The sequence below is a fragment of the Lactobacillus sp. W8174 genome, from assembly GCF_016100975.1.
GTDB classification, from domain to species: domain Bacteria; phylum Bacillota; class Bacilli; order Lactobacillales; family Lactobacillaceae; genus Lactobacillus; species Lactobacillus juensis.
In genome coordinates, this window is sequence record NZ_JACFRN010000002.1 from 40,383 (window position 1) to 55,912 (window position 15,530).

Below are 15,530 nucleotides of genomic sequence, written 5' to 3' on the forward strand. Positions count from 1 at the left end.
TCTCACAATAAATTAGTGAGGTGCTTTCTTGAGGTCCTCGGGTTTTGATATTTAGGAGGAAAAAATGGCTTACGAGGATCTAAGTCGTGAAATTATCGCTGATGTTGGCGGTAAAGATAACGTGATCAGTGTTGTGCACTGTACTACGCGCTTACGTTTTAAATTAAAAGATATGAAAAAGGCTGATGATGACAAATTAAAGGCCACCGATGGCGTAATTTCTATTGTGAAATCTGGTGGTCAATACCAAGTTGTGATTGGCAATAATGTCGCTGATGTTTATGACACGCTGGTTAAAGTAGGCGGCTTTTCTGGTGGCGGCAGCGTACCCGATGATTATGAAGATACCAGCAACATGAGTTTAGCAGATAAGTTTATTGATTTAATCTCTGGCATTTTCAACCCGATTTTAGGGCCAATGTGTGCTGCCGGTATGATCAAGGGCTTTAATGCTATGTTCTTAGCTTTTGGCTGGGAAGCACAAACTTCTGGTACTTACATTATTTTGAATGCCATTGGTGACAGTTTATTCTACTTCCTGCCAGTTATTTTAGGAATTTCTGCAGCTAAAAAGTTCGGCATGAACGGCTATCTAGGTGCAACAATTGGTGCTGCGCTTTGCTATCCTTCAATTGTCGCAATGGCCAGCAGTAAAACCACTCTGTTTACTGTATTTAAAGGTACTATTCTCCAAGCACCAATTCACATGACTTTTTTGGGAATTCCGGTAATTTCGATGAACTACACTTCATCAGTCATTCCGATCATCCTGTCAATTTGGTTTGCTTCTAAAGTGCAAAAATTGGCTAAAAAGATTATCCCTGATGTTGTCAAAACTTTCTTAGTGCCATTTATGGTTTTACTAATTACTATTCCTGTTACCTTTATTGTCATTGGCCCTGTTGCTACTTGGCTTGGTAACGCTATCGCAGCAGCTGTTAGTGGAGTTTACAACTTTAGTCCTGTTATAGCCGGCATTTTAATGGGAGCATTCTGGCAAGTATTTGTTATCTTTGGCGTTCACTGGGGCTTTGTGGCAGTTATGATGACCAATATTGCTGCTCTAGGCTATGATCCAATCTTAGGCTTATCTTTAGCAGCTTCATTTGCCCAAACAGGTGTTGTTTTGGCAATTATTTTCCAAACTAAAAATGAAAAAACCCGCAGTATTGCAATTCCAGCCTTTGTTTCTGGTATTTTTGGGGTTACTGAACCGGCTATTTATGGTGTCACCCTTGAAAGAAAGAAGCCGTTTATTTTAAGTTGTATTGCCTCTGCAATTGGTGCCGGCATCATTGGTTTCTTCCAAGTAAAAGTATTCCAGATGGCCGGAATGGGAATTTTCTCAGTTCCAGATGCAATTGGCAAAAATGGCTTTGATACTGGTGTTTACGGTTTGATTTTAGCAATGGTTATAGCAACAATTTTAGGCTTTGCTTTTCAAATGCTATTTGGTAAAAACAGCGTTGACGCACCAATAACTGAACAAACTGCTTTAGCGACAGCTACAAATGCAGGTACAGATAATGCTGCAACAAACAATTCTGCAAGTTCCGCAAATGTTAAACCAGAAGTTTCATATAATAAGGAAGAAAAATTGGTAGCTCCGTTAAATGGACAGGTTGTGCCATTAAGCGAGGTTAAAGATGAAGTCTTCTCCAGTGGATCAATGGGTAAAGGCGTTGCGATTGAACCACAAGAAGGTAAAGTATGTTCACCACTTGATGGAGAAGTAGTGATGGTTTTCCCTACCGGTCACGCAATTGGTCTTAAATCGACTAGTGGCGCAGAAGTAATGATTCATATTGGTATGGATACTGTTGAACTTGATGGCAAAGGCTTTACTACTTTAGTTAAAAAAGGTCAGAGTATCAAAAAAGGTGAGCCTCTTATTAATTTTGACCTTGAAGCTATTAAAAAAGCTGGCTTTGAAATTACAACACCAGTAATTGTTACTAATTCTAATAATTACCATGAAGTTAATGTAGTTGCGAATGGTACAATAACTATCGGGGATCCATTATTAGACCTGAAATAATGAAAGGAGATAACAATGACTACAAATAATTTTCCTAAAGGATTTTTATGGGGCGGTGCTACTGCTGCCAATCAATTAGAGGGTGCTTACCAAGAGGGAGGTAAAGGTTTATCTTTACCAGATGTTATGCCTGGCGGTAAGGATCGAATGAAAATCATTGCTTCACCTGATTTTGATTTTAAGATTAATTCAAATTACGTTTATCCTAACCACATTGGTATTGATCACTATCACCATTATAAAGAAGACATTGCACTTTTTGCCGAAATGGGCTTTAAGTGCTACCGCTTTTCAATTGCCTGGTCCAGAATTTTCCCTAATGGGGATGAAGAAACTCCTAATGAAGAGGGGCTTAAGTTTTATGACTCACTAATTGATGAATGCTTAAAGCATAATATTGAGCCTGTAATTACTATTTCTCACTATGAATTACCTCTTCATTTAATTACTGAATATGGGAGCTGGAAGAATAAGAAGTTAATTGACTTCTATGAACGCTTTGCCCGCACCGTTTTAACCCGCTACCAAGATAAGGTCAAATACTGGATGACTTTCAACGAGATTAACAGTGCCGCTCACTTTCCAATAATGAGTCAGGGCTTAACTACAAGTAACGGCGCTGACGATAAGAAAAATATTTACCAGGCTTGGCATAACCAATTTGTTGCTAGTGCAAAAGCTGTTAAAATTGGCCATGAACTCAATCCTGATATGAAAATTGGCTGCATGATTTTATACGCTACTACTTACAGCTATGATTCAAATCCTAAGAACCAATTGGCTACCCTGCAAGATAATCAGGCTAATAACTTCTTCTGTGCCGATGTTCAAGTAAGAGGACATTATCCTGCCTATACTAAGAGCTTGTTGGCTCGTCAAGGCGTGCAATTATCTGACATTGATTACACAGATGGTGAATTGGCATTGCTAGCTCAATACCCAGTTGACTATATTGGTTTTAGCTACTACATGTCATCTGTAGTTGATGTTACTCATGAAAACCAAGAAACTGCTAACGGCAACTTAATGGGCGGCGTTAAGAACCCATTCTTAAAGAGCAGCGACTGGGGCTGGCAAATTGATCCCACAGGATTAAGAATTGCCTTAAACCAATTGTCCGATCGTTACCAAAAGCCAGTTTTCGTTGTTGAAAATGGTCTGGGTGCAGTAGACAAGCCTGATGCAAATCATTATGTGGCTGATGATTACCGGATTGACTACCTGCGTGAACACATCGAAGCTATTTCCCAGGCAATAGACGATGGCGTTGATGTTATGGGTTATACTCCTTGGGGCTGTATTGATTTGGTCAGTGCTTCAACTGGTGAAATGTCCAAGCGTTACGGTTTTATCTATGTTGATGAAGATGATGAAGGCCACGGAAGCTTTAAGCGTTACAAGAAAAAGTCTTTTGACTGGTACAAGAAGGTTATTTCTACTAACGGTGCTGATTTAGGGTAAATTTGACAGATTAATAAGAGCTCCGAAACTAAGACATCTCAATTTCGGGGCTTTTTATTTGTCATGGTCTTGAAGATAAATTCAGAAGGTTCAATTGCTTTTTAAATTTAGTGAAATAAAGCAAAAGTAAAAAGTTATAATTACAACTAAAAAGGCGGCCTTTGCCGCCTTTTTTGCTTTATAATTATTTAAATTTAGCTGAATATTTCATATCCTTAAACTGATGATGACCATATTTTTTTGTTAATTTTTTTGTTCTGAAATATTGACTAGTTGTCTTGAAGCTTATTGGGCTAGCTTCAAATAACACACGGTATTTTTTGCCTTTAATCGTTTCAGTGCGACAGGTAATAGCAAAATCATATTTTTGAATAGGTTTAGATAAAGGATCACCTAAAATAGCCCATTTGATTCCATTATGATGAGTCCATGTTCTCCGATAAGCGTGAAGAAATAGTCTTTTTTCAGTACATTTTCTTTTCCATTCTGCAGACATCTGCCAAGGATATTTATGAGTCCCTTTTACATAACCGTATTCTGAAATACCACAATTACCAAGAATATCACCATATTTTTCATGGATAATATAGCGGTAATTACTCTTTCCTCCCCAATAGCCCTTCCAGCTCTTAGGAAAGACGGGCTTTTTTAAATACCCGTATTTATTACCAGTTTCTACTTTATTTTCACCGTTTGCACTTGCACGCATAACCGCAGTTGTTAAACCTAAAGTACCGAGCCCGAAAAAGATAATCACAAGAGAAAACAGTTTTTTTATTTTTACTTTTTTCATTTTTAACTCCTTAATCTTAAACTCCTTATATGAATATATTATACAACTATTATCAATTTTAAGTATTGATTAATGAAGCTTATATTTTAAAAAGAAAAGTTTTGTCAGCTTACTAAAATATTGCAATATTTATATTTATTTTAATGGTATGGTAACTACAATTTTGATTAGATATAGTAAAATGCTTTAGCATTTTTGCATTAATTAACGAAGTTTAAAACTTGTCTGTCTAATTCCAGCGAAAATAAAAACCAAACTTTTCAATAAGAAAGTTTGGTTTTGTTTTCTGATTATCTTAATCAGTGCTTATTTTACAAATTAGCCGTTAAATTTTTAACCGCATTTCTGGCTGAGTAAACACAGTAACCGGCATGACTACCAGGAACTTTAACGCCATAGGTATCGCCATAAATTACGCCTGAGCCGTCACTGCCGATTGCATATAAATGCTCAATTGGCTGACCTTTGTCGTTCAATACTTCATTATTCAAGTTAACTTTTAAACCGTCTCCGGTGGTAAAGGCACCCACAGCCAATTCTATTGCGTAAAACGGACCTTGTGCAACTGGCAGTAAGTATTTCTTATCCTTACCAAAATCAGTGTCAACGCCTTTTTCAGCAAGATCATTATAATGATTAATCGTTTCTTCAAGATTAGAAGCGTCGATCTTCTCTGCCAGTTCCGCTAGCGTTGGAGCAGAATTCATAAAGTCGTAGTTTTTAGTGATGGCTTCTTTAACATTGTCGCGCAAGTGCGGATAATTGGGTAATTCATAAAATGGGTGTAAATCTAGTGGAAATTCTTTGTCAGTAAAATCATCAATAGTCTTTTGATCTAGAATAGCAAAAACGCGATCTTGGCGAATCATAGCATTTCCTTCATTAGCCCAATTACTTACGCAATCAAACTCATTGGTAAAACGATTACCAGCTTCATTTACCCATAAAATAGGTTCATCACAGACAGCGCTGCCCAGATCCCATGATGCAAATTCATATGTCGGAGTTTGTGAGTCATGGATTTGACCACCAAAATTCATTGTCATGCCGGTAAAAAAGTGTTTTGCTCCTTGCTTCCATGCCATTTTTAGACCATCACCTGTAGATTTGCCAGAGTTAACTGGTACAATCCGTTCAGGGTTGAATTTATTGGCATTCTTCATTATTTCAGGATTATTTAAATAGCCACCAGTAGCTAAAATAACATTTTTGGCTTGTAAAGCCACTTCTTTATCTGCAGCTAAGTCTTTAGCGATGACAGTCCAACTGCCGTCAGCGTCATGCTTTAAGTCAACTGCTTGAGTAGAAGTTTTAATCGCAATATTATTTTTTTCAACATACGGCTCTAATGCTTCATGGATTGCCTTGTTTCCATGACCTGTGAATAAGTGCCAAGTTGGCAAATCAGTGCCCATTTCTGTAACTTTGTCAAACTGAACACCGTGCTTTTGAAGCCAATCAACATTTTCTGCAGAGTGGTCAATATAATGGCGCCACATTTCATGATCAGCCTTGTAGTGTGAATAATCCATTTCCAACTGGAGAATTTGCTCACGCTTAATATCAATTCCTGCCTCTTTTTGCAATTTTGATTCTGCAGCAAAAACACCTTCAACATAATTACCAGTTCCACCAGTTGTTCTGCCTTTTTCTAGCACTAGGGCATTTAAATTTCTGTCTGCTGCATCTGTGGCTGCAGCGAAACCTGCAAGACCACCACCGATAATAATCACGTCATATTTTTTAGTCATAATATTATTCTCCTTTATCTTCAAATCTTAAGCGGAATTTTGGTCCAATTAGAGGGATGATTAAAGCAATGAAATAAATTATTGCTACTACAATGAAAACTACTGTGAATGAATTGCTGCCTTCATAAATGTAACTAAAGACAGGAGTGGCAAATGCTCCTATAACACCTGTGATGGCACTAACATTAGAGTAGCCAATATCAAACGCTGGCCCAAACATTTCAGCACCAAATACTTGCTCACCAGTTCCCATGACTGTCGCACAAGCAGTTGTTAGTAAGGCAGCAGAGTACAGTAAAACAAAAGATTTTGTGTTAGCAGCTAAAATGAAGAGCAACATTGCTGCTATTGGACATATCAGCCAAGCAGCTACGGCTTTGCTACCCCATTTATCTGTAGTAATCCCAAAAAGGGGAGTAACAAAAATTTCAGCTGCACTGATTAGAGTAATAATTAATCCTCCTGCAGTAGGGCCAAAACCACTACGAGTTGTAAAAACCGGGATTAAACTTTGAATATTGCCCCCAAATTCGACCAAGGCATAGAATAGTAACACCAAAACAAAAGCTGCTGAAAAAATAACAGACTTGGTTTTAATTTGCGGTGCTGCATGAATAGACGCTGTTTCTGTATTACCTTGAACTTGCTCAGCTCCATATGCTTTTAACCCGATATCTTCAGGCCGAAGTTTCATGATGAAAGCGCCAAGTAAGCCAATAACTAGGCTAATACATCCTAGTGTCAGAAGTGCAGAACGCCAACCCAGTTTGGTGATTAAGATAGTAGTAAAAGAACTAGAAAACATTAGATAAACAGAAACAACAACGGCACACAATGAAAATGCAAAGTTTTTCTTAGCAACAAACCAATTATTAACCAAAATGCCTTGAACAATATAACCCGTGAAGGCACATCCTAATCCTATGATTACAGCAGTTAAATATAATACGATTAGATTGCGGGCTTGTGATAAAACTGCTACCGCTGCGGCTGTCATGATGACGGCTAATGCTAATGCCCAATTAAAATGGACTTTTGTGATAAAGCGACCTACCAGAACGAATCCAAATGACATTGAAATAATGGTGATAGTCATGAAGTATGATACTGCTGATAAAGGTGCATGCAATGCATGTACTAATGGGTCTAAAAAGAGACTCATCATGACAGTATAAGTATTGGCAATCACCGCACACATCAATCCGGAAAACAGGACAATTAGCCACGGATAAACTTTCTGTTTCATTTATTAAAATTACCTCCTTAATGAATTTAATCACATAGTATCATTGCTAAAGGCACTTTCTTAACGCATAATGGAATAAGAAAGTACAAAAAGGAATAATAAAATATGAATTTTTCACAATTGCGCTGTTTTATCTATGTTGTCGACAATTTAAGTTTTACCGTGGCAGCTCGTAAATTAGACTTTTCACAGTCAGCTATTTCCAAAAACATCAAGGAATTGGAAAAAGAAGTTAATGTAAAGTTGCTGGATCGCTCTCCCCATAAATTAATGGTTACAGATGCCGGCAAATATTTTTATCAAATAGCTTTAGATATCTTAAAAAAAAGAGATAGTGCTGTAGATTATTTACAACATAGGTCGGCATCTGCTGATCTCACTCAGATAAGGATAGGGATGGCGGCTAATCCCTTAGAACACTACATTATCCCTTTGTTTTTGCAAAAATTTAATTTACAGTGTAAGGATTACGACTTTACTTTCATCATTAATTTTTTGGTTGATTATTTATCCCAGTTGCAAGAGCGCAAGATAGACTTGGCACTTTTAACCAGTGATGTAATTAAGGACTCAGATGATGTCGTTTTTAAGCCGTATGTACCTGTCAAATATTGGGTTGCATTACCATTTGGCCATCCTCTAGAAAAGTATGAAACTATTTCCCTTAACCAACTTTGTCGTCAAAAAATTCTTTTACCGTATACTGACCGTTCTTTGCCAGATATTTATCAGCTTAATCAAACAGTTTTGTCTAAATTAGGACCTGATCAGATTAAATGGGTGGATGAGTACTTTTTAATGTATGACTTTATTAAGGCAAGACAAGGCGTTGGAATAATTCCCAATTTTTGCATTAACAAAAATGTTAACTTTGTCTCCTATCGCCCCTTAAAATATAAAAGTATTTATTATTATGGGCTGACTTATCTTAGAGACGATGAACCAGGTAACGCTGGCTGGATTAGTGATGTGCTGGAACAGGTAATTAGAAAAAATATTATTAATTAAAAAAAGCTAGTTCCAAATTAAATGGTGAAACTAACTGTTGTTTATACTAAATTGTCACCGGTCTTTTCCTGCAATTGCCTACTAAATTCAGTCATGCCGATTAGGAAAACACTTCTATTTGCCTTGTGCAATTATCCAAATGAACTTGTTTAGGGTCAAAATAATAGTCAATAATATTTTCTAAAATCAAAAGTGATCATCAATCACTTTAACAATGTTGTTGTACCTTTTTTACACTTTTCTATTAATATAAACATCCTTTCTATTCTAAAAAACATAAGTAAAAGTAGTTAATTATTTTAAATTCTTCTATGTCTTCTCGCTATATGCTAAATATTTTATAAGCGAAAGAACTATTTTAAAATATAGCTATATTTTTTAAAATTATAAAATAATAGTTATTTTGATAGTTCTGCGTGAAAAATTATAGAAAGATTTTTTAAAAATAGGCAGGTCAAGTTAGTATTAATTTGAAGGATATTAAGCATAGGAAAAAGCATTTCATTATAAATACAGAAAAAAATAGTTTTTACGATTCACAAAGGATTGTTTATATTTTGTCTTAATGAGAACATCTGATCTGGAGTATTTAAACAGATACAGGAGGAAAATAATGAAGGGAAAAATTTATGCTAAGGCGCAACAGGTTGGCAAGACATTCATGTTGCCAATTTCGTTGCTTCCGATAGCGGGATTATTTCTAGGATTGGGTGCTTCTTTTACCGGTCCGACTTTTATAAAGTTGTATCACTTGGAGAGCATTTTATCGCCAGGGATGCCGTTAAACAGGTTTTTAAGCATTTTAAATGACTGTGGCTCTGTAGTCTTTGACAACCTAGGTTTGCTATTTGCTGTCTCTATAGCGTTGGGAATGGCAAAAAGTGAAAAAGGGGTCGCTGCGCTTTCTGCGGTTGTAGGCTACTTTTTAATGTACGCCTCCTTAACCAGTTCAATCAAAAATCTCAGAAATTTAAATCAGCTCAAACAAGTTAATGGCTTAATTACAAATGTGTTGGGTTTTAACAACACAATGAACTTGGGAGTATTCGGGGGCATTATCATTGGTTTAATAGTCGTATGGCTACACAATAAGTACTACAATATTAAACTGCCTGATGTAATTTCATTTTTTGGCGGTACTCACTTTCCGCCAATTGCCGCTGCGGTTTCTGGTGTAATAATAGGAATTTTGCTTTCATATATTTGGCCTTATTTTGCTGCGGGAATTTCTGCTTTAGGCTTCTTCATTGCTAAATCTGGGGTAGTTGGTTCCTTTCTATACGGATTAATCTACAGAATGTTGATACCCTTTGGTTTACACCACATTTTCTATTTGCCATTTTGGCAAACAGCGGTAGGTGGAACGGCTGTTGTTGCTGGTCATACCGTGCAAGGTGCCCAAAATATTGTCTTTGCACAATTAGCTGCCGGCGGGAAAATTTCGTATGAAGCTGCCAGATTCTTTTCATTTCAGTTCCCAGAAATGATTTTTGGCTTGCCAGCTGCTGCCCTGGCAATGTACTCTGTAGCTCGTAAAGATAAAAGGAGTGAAATTAAAGGACTTTTAGTATCCTCTGCGGTAACTTCCATTTTAACTGGAATTACCGAACCACTTGAATTTACTATTTTATTTGCTTCACCATTTTTGTATTTTGGCGTTCACTGTGTACTTTTTGCTTTTTCTGCAGTCTTTGTAACCTTGCTAAAAGTAGGAGTAGGCTTTACCTTTTCCGGTGGCTTAATAGACTTTATTCTTTATGGTGTGTTACCCGGAAATGCCAGAACTAATTGGGTTCCAATCATCTTCTTAGGTATTGCTTATTTCGTTGTTTACTATTTCTTGTTTAGATTTGTAATTACTAAGTTCGATCTCAATACGCCTGGTCGTAAAGATGATACTACTTTAAAAACCAAGAAAGATTATGTTGATAATAAGAAATTTACTGCTCTAACTAAAGATGAGCAAGTAGCTTATGAAATAGTAGCAGCTCTAGGCGGAACTGATAATTTAGTGAATGTTGACAACTGTGCCACAAGGCTGCGGGTGACAGTTAAAGACGGCAATTTAGTAGATAAAGAAACCTTAACCTCAACGGGAGCAGCCGGAACAGTAGTTAACGGTGCCTCTGTCCAGGTAATTTATGGCACTACTGTCGGCAACATTAAAACAAATGTAATGGATTTGATTAATAGTGGCAAAGCGCCAAAAACTGTTGCAAATGCAGTTAAGCCGGTAGAAAATCCCGAGCCGATGGCTGATGAAAAAACTGCTCCAAAAGTGGTTGACAAGAGTTCAAGTCAAGAAATCGCACTTTTTGCACCTGCTGATGGACAGCTGGAATCATTGCAAACCTTAAATGATGGTGTTTTTTCCAAAGAGATGGTAGGTAAAGGCTTTGCGATCTTACCAGAAAATGGCAATATCTACGCTCCAGTTGATGGCACAATAACATCTATTTTTCCTACCAAACATGCAATTGGCATGAAAGAAGAAAATGGCATTGAGTATCTTTTGCATATGGGATTAGATACTGTTGAGCTTAAGGGCAAAGGCTTCAAAATTCTTTGCTCTGAAAAAGAACAAGTCCATCAGGGCGACAAACTGGCAGAGATGAATTTAACAGAAATTAAATCTGCTGGAAAAGCAACTGACGTTATTTTCGTAGCTACTCTGTCTGACAGATTGTTAGATGTCAAAGTTTTAGAAAATGGTAAAGTTGCTGCTAAAGATCAAGTAGCGCAGTTGTTTGTTAAAAAATAATTGATTATTACGTCACATTTCTACGTTAGAAAATATTGCTGCATGTAGAAAAACCAAGCTTTTTGTTTAGAAGGCCTGGTTTTTGTTTTACTCAAAAATTAAATTGATGGCAAATGTGAAATAGGGTTTAGTTGCCAATTTGCTCATCTACCACTTTTTGCCATTGCTTACTAAGTTCAGTCATGCCAATTAAGTAAAATTCTTCTATTTGTCTTGCGCAATTATCCAAATAAACCTGTTTAGGGTCAAAATGATAGTCAATAATATTTTCTAAAATTAAAAGTGACATTTTACTAAAGCAAGTTATTGGCTGAGTATGAATTTCGTGGGACTTTGCTATTAGATGCTTGGCTTCTTGGTATTTATTTTTATCTAGGCACATACTAATCATATTGATTAGAACTCCCAGTACCGTAAACTGTACCTTATTATTATCGCTGTCTTTAAATTGGTGAAAAATTTTGTTAGTAATAATCAAGTTGCTGTCAAAATCATAGAAATACATACAATTCAGGAAAATTGTGAGTGTTTTGCGAGTAAAGTTCTCCTCGTTAAAAAATTTATTTTTTAATTGTTGGATTTCTGCAGTACTTAATTTTTCTTTGGTACCATCTATAATAGCTAAGATTGCATTCACACTTAGCATTAACTCATTTTTACTAGCAAGCCTGCTATTGGCAATTGCCTGTTTGATTTCTTCTAGGCGCTTAATATCAAAATTATAGTAAGCATCTATAATTTGCGTATCAATCTTATTTTTTAAATTAGTCTCATTTTCAGCTTGGTAATCAAGTTGTTTAAAAAAGCCAGCAATTTCAACGTGATTTTGCCGTAATAATTCAATTAGGTCTGCCGCTGAAATGCGCGTCAGATCTTTTTCTACTTTGGAGTAAAAAGAGGGGCTGATAACGTCACCAATCCATGCGCGTTGAGTTTTGCCAGCTTCTAGACGGTATTGCTTAAGTAACGCACCAATAGTCATAATTTACCTCACTTGCCAATTTTTGTGTCATATATGAAATTTTCTTATTCTTAATTTTAGCTCAAGTACAATTAAAAAAGAAGAGAGTTAAACGGGAGAAAAAATTATGACTATCTTTTTTAAAAACAAAGAATATCGCAAGTTTTCAATTGCCAGTATTTTATCCAGTGCGGGAGATATTTTATTCTATTTAGCGCTGATGACTTATGCCAGTCGGCTCAAAAATTATTCGCTGGCCTTATCATTAATTGCTATTTCGGAGTCAGTTCCCCGGCTGTTTTCCAGTGTTGGTGGCTATCTAGCTGACAGAACACAGAATAAATTTCAAAAAATAGTCTGGATGGCTATGATCAGAGGTGCGCTTTATCTACTGGTTGGTTTTCTTTTTAGCCAGAACATCGCTGGCTGGAATCTGGTAATTATGGTGATTATCATCAACTTTATTTCTGATACGGCCGGAACTTATTCTGGCGGACTGACCACGCCACTAATTATTAGTCTGGTTAAAAAAGATGAGATCGCTGAAGCCGAGGGCTTTACTAGCGGTGTCTCACAAGTAATCACTTTGATTAGTCAGTTTGTTGGATCAGGACTTTTATTGTTTATGTCATATTCTGCTCTGGCTGTGATTAACGGCCTGACTTTCGTTGTGGCGGGATTGATATATTGCAATATAGCTGGAAGTCAGCGTAAAAAGGGTATCCCAACTGTCACACAAGAAGTAGATGATCGCGGCTTTTGGTCCACCCTGGCCTTAGCATTAAAGCAAGTTAAAAAGGCTAGTGGCTTAATTACTACCGTACTGGTAATCGCCGTTTTAAACGGAGTTCTCAGCACGATCGAGCCCTTGATTTCTATTGTCATTGCGGGCAATCGTCAGGTGATGGTCATTGGTACCTATAGTTTTACAATCGCGTTAATCGGTGCTATGGCAGGAATCGGCGCTGCCTTAGGCAGTATTTTTGGTACTAATTTATTTAAAAATGTTAGCCTTTATATCATTATTATGTTTGCCAATATTGCTGGAGCAAGTGTCATAATTGCTATTTTAAGTAAACAAATTTGGTTCTGTTTAATAACTTATTGTATCTTAGGCTTCTTTGCGGGAACTGCTACTCCAAAATTAACCCAGTGGATGGTAGGTGCAGTTGATCATAAAATTCTTGCGTCTTCCATTGGTCTGATCAATACAATTTTATTAATTGCCAGTCCCTTAATGACAACCGCCTTTACTACCTTATCGGCTGTGACAAGCGTCATCTATTCTCTTTGGGGCCTGTTTATCGTCAGTGTTCTGCTCTTTGTAATTACCTTATTGGTAATGAGAAAATCCGCACAAAAAGGAAATTAAACAGCTGTTTAGCTGGTAAATTTGCAGTATTTGATTTGATAATCATCCCAAATATAATTGATTTCAATTCTATTTTGTTTGGCTAATCTTTCTGAAAAACTACTTTTACAATTTTGAGTATCTTTCCCATATAGTCATCAGGTAGTTGCTCTAAATACTGAAATGGTCGATTATGATAATCGATTGTAATTAGTTGGTCTAGCATGACTACGCCTTTTGTTTGAGATGCAGCAGGATATAATGGGTAGCGTCTTTTAGTAGTTGATATAGGAGCAAACACAGCAATATAAGCGTATTTTTCAACCTCTTTATAGCTTAAATATAAATAAGGTCGTTTGCTAGATTGTTCATGCCCCTGCTTAAGGCGTAAATCATTAATAGAATAGATCCTTGCTTAATTACCATTTTTCATTTCCTTTTCTCTCATTCGGTAACTTAATTTTGGTATAAAATTCTTTCCCTGAATAATCTTTAAAAAGTTCTTCAAAAGTTAAAACATGTGTATCTTCTTGTTTTGCCATTATTACTTTGATGTCCTCAATTTTAATGTTTAAATAATCTCCTAAAGTAGCGTTTAATGCTTGCAAGACTGCTTGACTTAATAGCATGTCTTTAGATTTACGCTATTAGATAAGGCAGCTCTAATCATATTTTCCCCCTGAAAAAAATAAACAATGTATATCCCAAAAATTATACAATGTTTATCTACAAAGATCAGACAAAAAAGTATCCTGAACGGAATATGATGTGACCATCAAAATTAGAACACTTTATTAATTGTAAGTTAGCTCTTATTTATTAGGACTTTTTCTCAAACTGAAAAAGATAATGAGAATAAAGTTAATCAGTAGCGTGAAACCTGTAGTCCAGAAAACTGTAGCGTAGTTGGACAAACCGGAGATGGTGGAACCCATTAGTGAACCAAACACAGAACCAACTGCTTGAAAAGACTGATTGTAACTAAAGATGCGACCAAAACTTTCGGCAGGAGTGTTCAATGTCAAAACAGTCTGTGCTGCCGGTAACATTGCAGCACTGGCAATTCCCAGCAGGAAACGCAATCCTGCCAGCACCCAAGGTGAGTGTGTTAAAGCCATAGGTACGAAAAGAATTGCACCTACTATTAAACCTAAGCGTAATATTTTTAGTGGTCCAATTTCATCCATTTTATGTCCGATTTTGGAAGCAGCCAGCAATGTTCCGAGACCTGGGGTTGCAGCTACGACGCCCGCCACAAATGCGATGTTTTTGCTATTAGGCATCATCGATTTGACATACAAAGAAACAATTGGATCAATTGACATGTTAGCGGCCTGCACTAACAGGGTAGTTACGAACATGACCACAATCAATTTAACATTGGGTAGAGAGTGCATGATCTCTTTCATAGGCTTCATTTCTTCGCGGGAAATTGGGGTAAAGTTTTCATGAACTAAGAATGTCGACCCTAAGAAGACGAGCACCATCAAAAAGCCGGTGATGAAGAATGGAATCCGGTAGCCCCAGACGCCGCCAAGCCAATTACCGAAGAAATTTGACAAAACACCACCTAAAAGTGGTCCGACTAAGTTTCCAGCAGTACCGGCAGTCATCATTTGACTCATTACCCAGCCACTTTTTCTGTGGGGAGTTTCCCCTGCGATTAAAGCGGTGGCGTTGTTAATATATCCGGAAAAAGCGCCCTGAATAAAACGCATTACAATTATGTAAATAGCATTAGGGGCAAAACCGGTAGCAGTAATAGTTAAAGCCATGACCCCAGAAGCTCGCATGCACATTAACTTACGGCCTTTTCTGTCGGCCAAGTTGCCCCAATAAGGTGAAACGATTGCCTGAGCAATAAAGGTCATGGCAAATGCAAGACCGGAATACATGCTAATCTGCAGCTTGCTGTAGTGGCCCAGATCAGCGATAAATAGTGAGATAAAGGGCATTGTCATGGAATAGCCCATACCTGTGATAAAGCAACCTAGCCATAAAGTGACAAAAGCTTTATGCCAGCCAGCCGGAAATTTTTCGGAAATTGTCAAAACGTCCTCGCTTTCTTTTTAATATTTTTCTAAAAAATATGATATCTTTTATATTTTAGCACAATAAATTTGCTAAGAATTTGCTAAATAGATGATATTTTCATATTAA

The 15,530-nt window shown here is 36.9% G+C and carries 12 protein-coding genes; 5 read left to right on the top strand and 7 right to left on the bottom strand.

What is annotated here, in order from left to right:
• Positions 1-64: 64 nt before the first annotated feature.
• The gene (locus H3U49_RS03205) at positions 65-2,038 is read left to right on the top strand and encodes a beta-glucoside-specific PTS transporter subunit IIABC (RefSeq protein ID WP_198179633.1); all 1,974 of its coding nucleotides are present in this window, start codon (positions 65-67) and stop codon (positions 2,036-2,038) included.
• A 15-nt stretch (positions 2,039-2,053) separates the two neighbouring features.
• Entirely contained in the window at positions 2,054-3,499 is a 1,446-nt protein-coding gene (locus H3U49_RS03210) for a glycoside hydrolase family 1 protein (protein WP_198179635.1), read from the top strand.
• Between the two features lie 184 nt (positions 3,500-3,683).
• On the opposite strand, the gene H3U49_RS03215 is transcribed toward H3U49_RS03210, so the two are convergent.
• The 3 genes from H3U49_RS03215 to H3U49_RS03225 form a co-directional block, all read right to left on the bottom strand.
• On the bottom strand, positions 3,684-4,292 hold the full coding sequence (locus H3U49_RS03215) for a hypothetical protein (protein WP_198179637.1): 609 nt from the start codon (positions 4,290-4,292) through the stop codon (positions 3,684-3,686).
• Between the two features lie 311 nt (positions 4,293-4,603).
• Entirely contained in the window at positions 4,604-6,043 is a 1,440-nt protein-coding gene (locus tag H3U49_RS03220; RefSeq protein WP_198179639.1) for an FAD-dependent oxidoreductase, read from the bottom strand.
• A gap of 4 nt (positions 6,044-6,047) precedes the next feature.
• Positions 6,048-7,289, bottom strand: a complete 1,242-nt coding sequence (locus tag H3U49_RS03225; protein WP_198179641.1) for an MFS transporter — start codon at positions 7,287-7,289, stop codon at positions 6,048-6,050.
• A 105-nt stretch (positions 7,290-7,394) separates the two neighbouring features.
• Between H3U49_RS03225 and H3U49_RS03230 the strand changes: the two genes are divergently transcribed.
• Positions 7,395-8,297, top strand: a complete 903-nt coding sequence (locus H3U49_RS03230; RefSeq protein ID WP_198179643.1) for a LysR family transcriptional regulator — start codon at positions 7,395-7,397, stop codon at positions 8,295-8,297.
• Between the two features lie 613 nt (positions 8,298-8,910).
• Positions 8,911-11,058: a PTS transporter subunit IIABC gene (locus tag H3U49_RS03235; protein ID WP_198179645.1), complete on the top strand. Its 2,148-nt coding sequence runs from the start codon at positions 8,911-8,913 to the stop codon at positions 11,056-11,058.
• 127 nt (positions 11,059-11,185) lie between these two features.
• Here H3U49_RS03235 and H3U49_RS03240 read toward each other — a convergent pair whose 3' ends face one another.
• Positions 11,186-12,040 (bottom strand): helix-turn-helix domain-containing protein, encoded by an 855-nt coding sequence (locus H3U49_RS03240; RefSeq protein WP_198179647.1) that lies wholly within the window; start codon positions 12,038-12,040, stop codon positions 11,186-11,188.
• Positions 12,041-12,146: 106 nt separating this feature from the next.
• Between H3U49_RS03240 and H3U49_RS03245 the strand changes: the two genes are divergently transcribed.
• Positions 12,147-13,391, top strand: a complete 1,245-nt coding sequence (locus tag H3U49_RS03245; RefSeq protein WP_198179649.1) for an MFS transporter — start codon at positions 12,147-12,149, stop codon at positions 13,389-13,391.
• Between the two features lie 82 nt (positions 13,392-13,473).
• Here H3U49_RS03245 and H3U49_RS03250 read toward each other — a convergent pair whose 3' ends face one another.
• From H3U49_RS03250 to H3U49_RS03255, 3 genes are all read right to left on the bottom strand, one after another.
• Complete coding sequence (locus H3U49_RS03250; protein WP_198180068.1) at positions 13,474-13,779, bottom strand: type II toxin-antitoxin system PemK/MazF family toxin; 306 nt, start codon at positions 13,777-13,779, stop codon at positions 13,474-13,476.
• A 10-nt stretch (positions 13,780-13,789) separates the two neighbouring features.
• Positions 13,790-13,912, bottom strand: coding sequence for a hypothetical protein (locus H3U49_RS09925; protein ID WP_255528829.1), 123 nt, complete (start codon positions 13,910-13,912; stop codon positions 13,790-13,792).
• Between the two features lie 270 nt (positions 13,913-14,182).
• Positions 14,183-15,421 carry an MFS transporter gene (locus tag H3U49_RS03255; protein ID WP_198179651.1) on the bottom strand — a complete coding sequence of 413 codons (1,239 nt, stop codon included), beginning with the start codon at positions 15,419-15,421 and terminating at the stop codon, positions 14,183-14,185.
• Positions 15,422-15,530 lie beyond the last annotated feature (109 nt).

Coding starts and splice junctions, on each gene's coding strand:
- H3U49_RS03245 (WP_198179649.1), top strand. CDS start 12,147: ATGACTATCTTTTTTAAAAACAAAGAATATCGCAAGTTTTCAATTGCC.
- H3U49_RS03205 (WP_198179633.1), top strand. CDS start 65: ATGGCTTACGAGGATCTAAGTCGTGAAATTATCGCTGATGTTGGCGGT.
- H3U49_RS03215 (WP_198179637.1), bottom strand. CDS start 4,292: ATGAAAAAAGTAAAAATAAAAAAACTGTTTTCTCTTGTGATTATCTTT.
- H3U49_RS03230 (WP_198179643.1), top strand. CDS start 7,395: ATGAATTTTTCACAATTGCGCTGTTTTATCTATGTTGTCGACAATTTA.
- H3U49_RS03235 (WP_198179645.1), top strand. CDS start 8,911: ATGAAGGGAAAAATTTATGCTAAGGCGCAACAGGTTGGCAAGACATTC.
- H3U49_RS03240 (WP_198179647.1), bottom strand. CDS start 12,040: ATGACTATTGGTGCGTTACTTAAGCAATACCGTCTAGAAGCTGGCAAA.
- H3U49_RS09925 (WP_255528829.1), bottom strand. CDS start 13,912: ATGGCAAAACAAGAAGATACACATGTTTTAACTTTTGAAGAACTTTTT.
- H3U49_RS03220 (WP_198179639.1), bottom strand. CDS start 6,043: ATGACTAAAAAATATGACGTGATTATTATCGGTGGTGGTCTTGCAGGT.
- H3U49_RS03210 (WP_198179635.1), top strand. CDS start 2,054: ATGACTACAAATAATTTTCCTAAAGGATTTTTATGGGGCGGTGCTACT.
- H3U49_RS03225 (WP_198179641.1), bottom strand. CDS start 7,289: ATGAAACAGAAAGTTTATCCGTGGCTAATTGTCCTGTTTTCCGGATTG.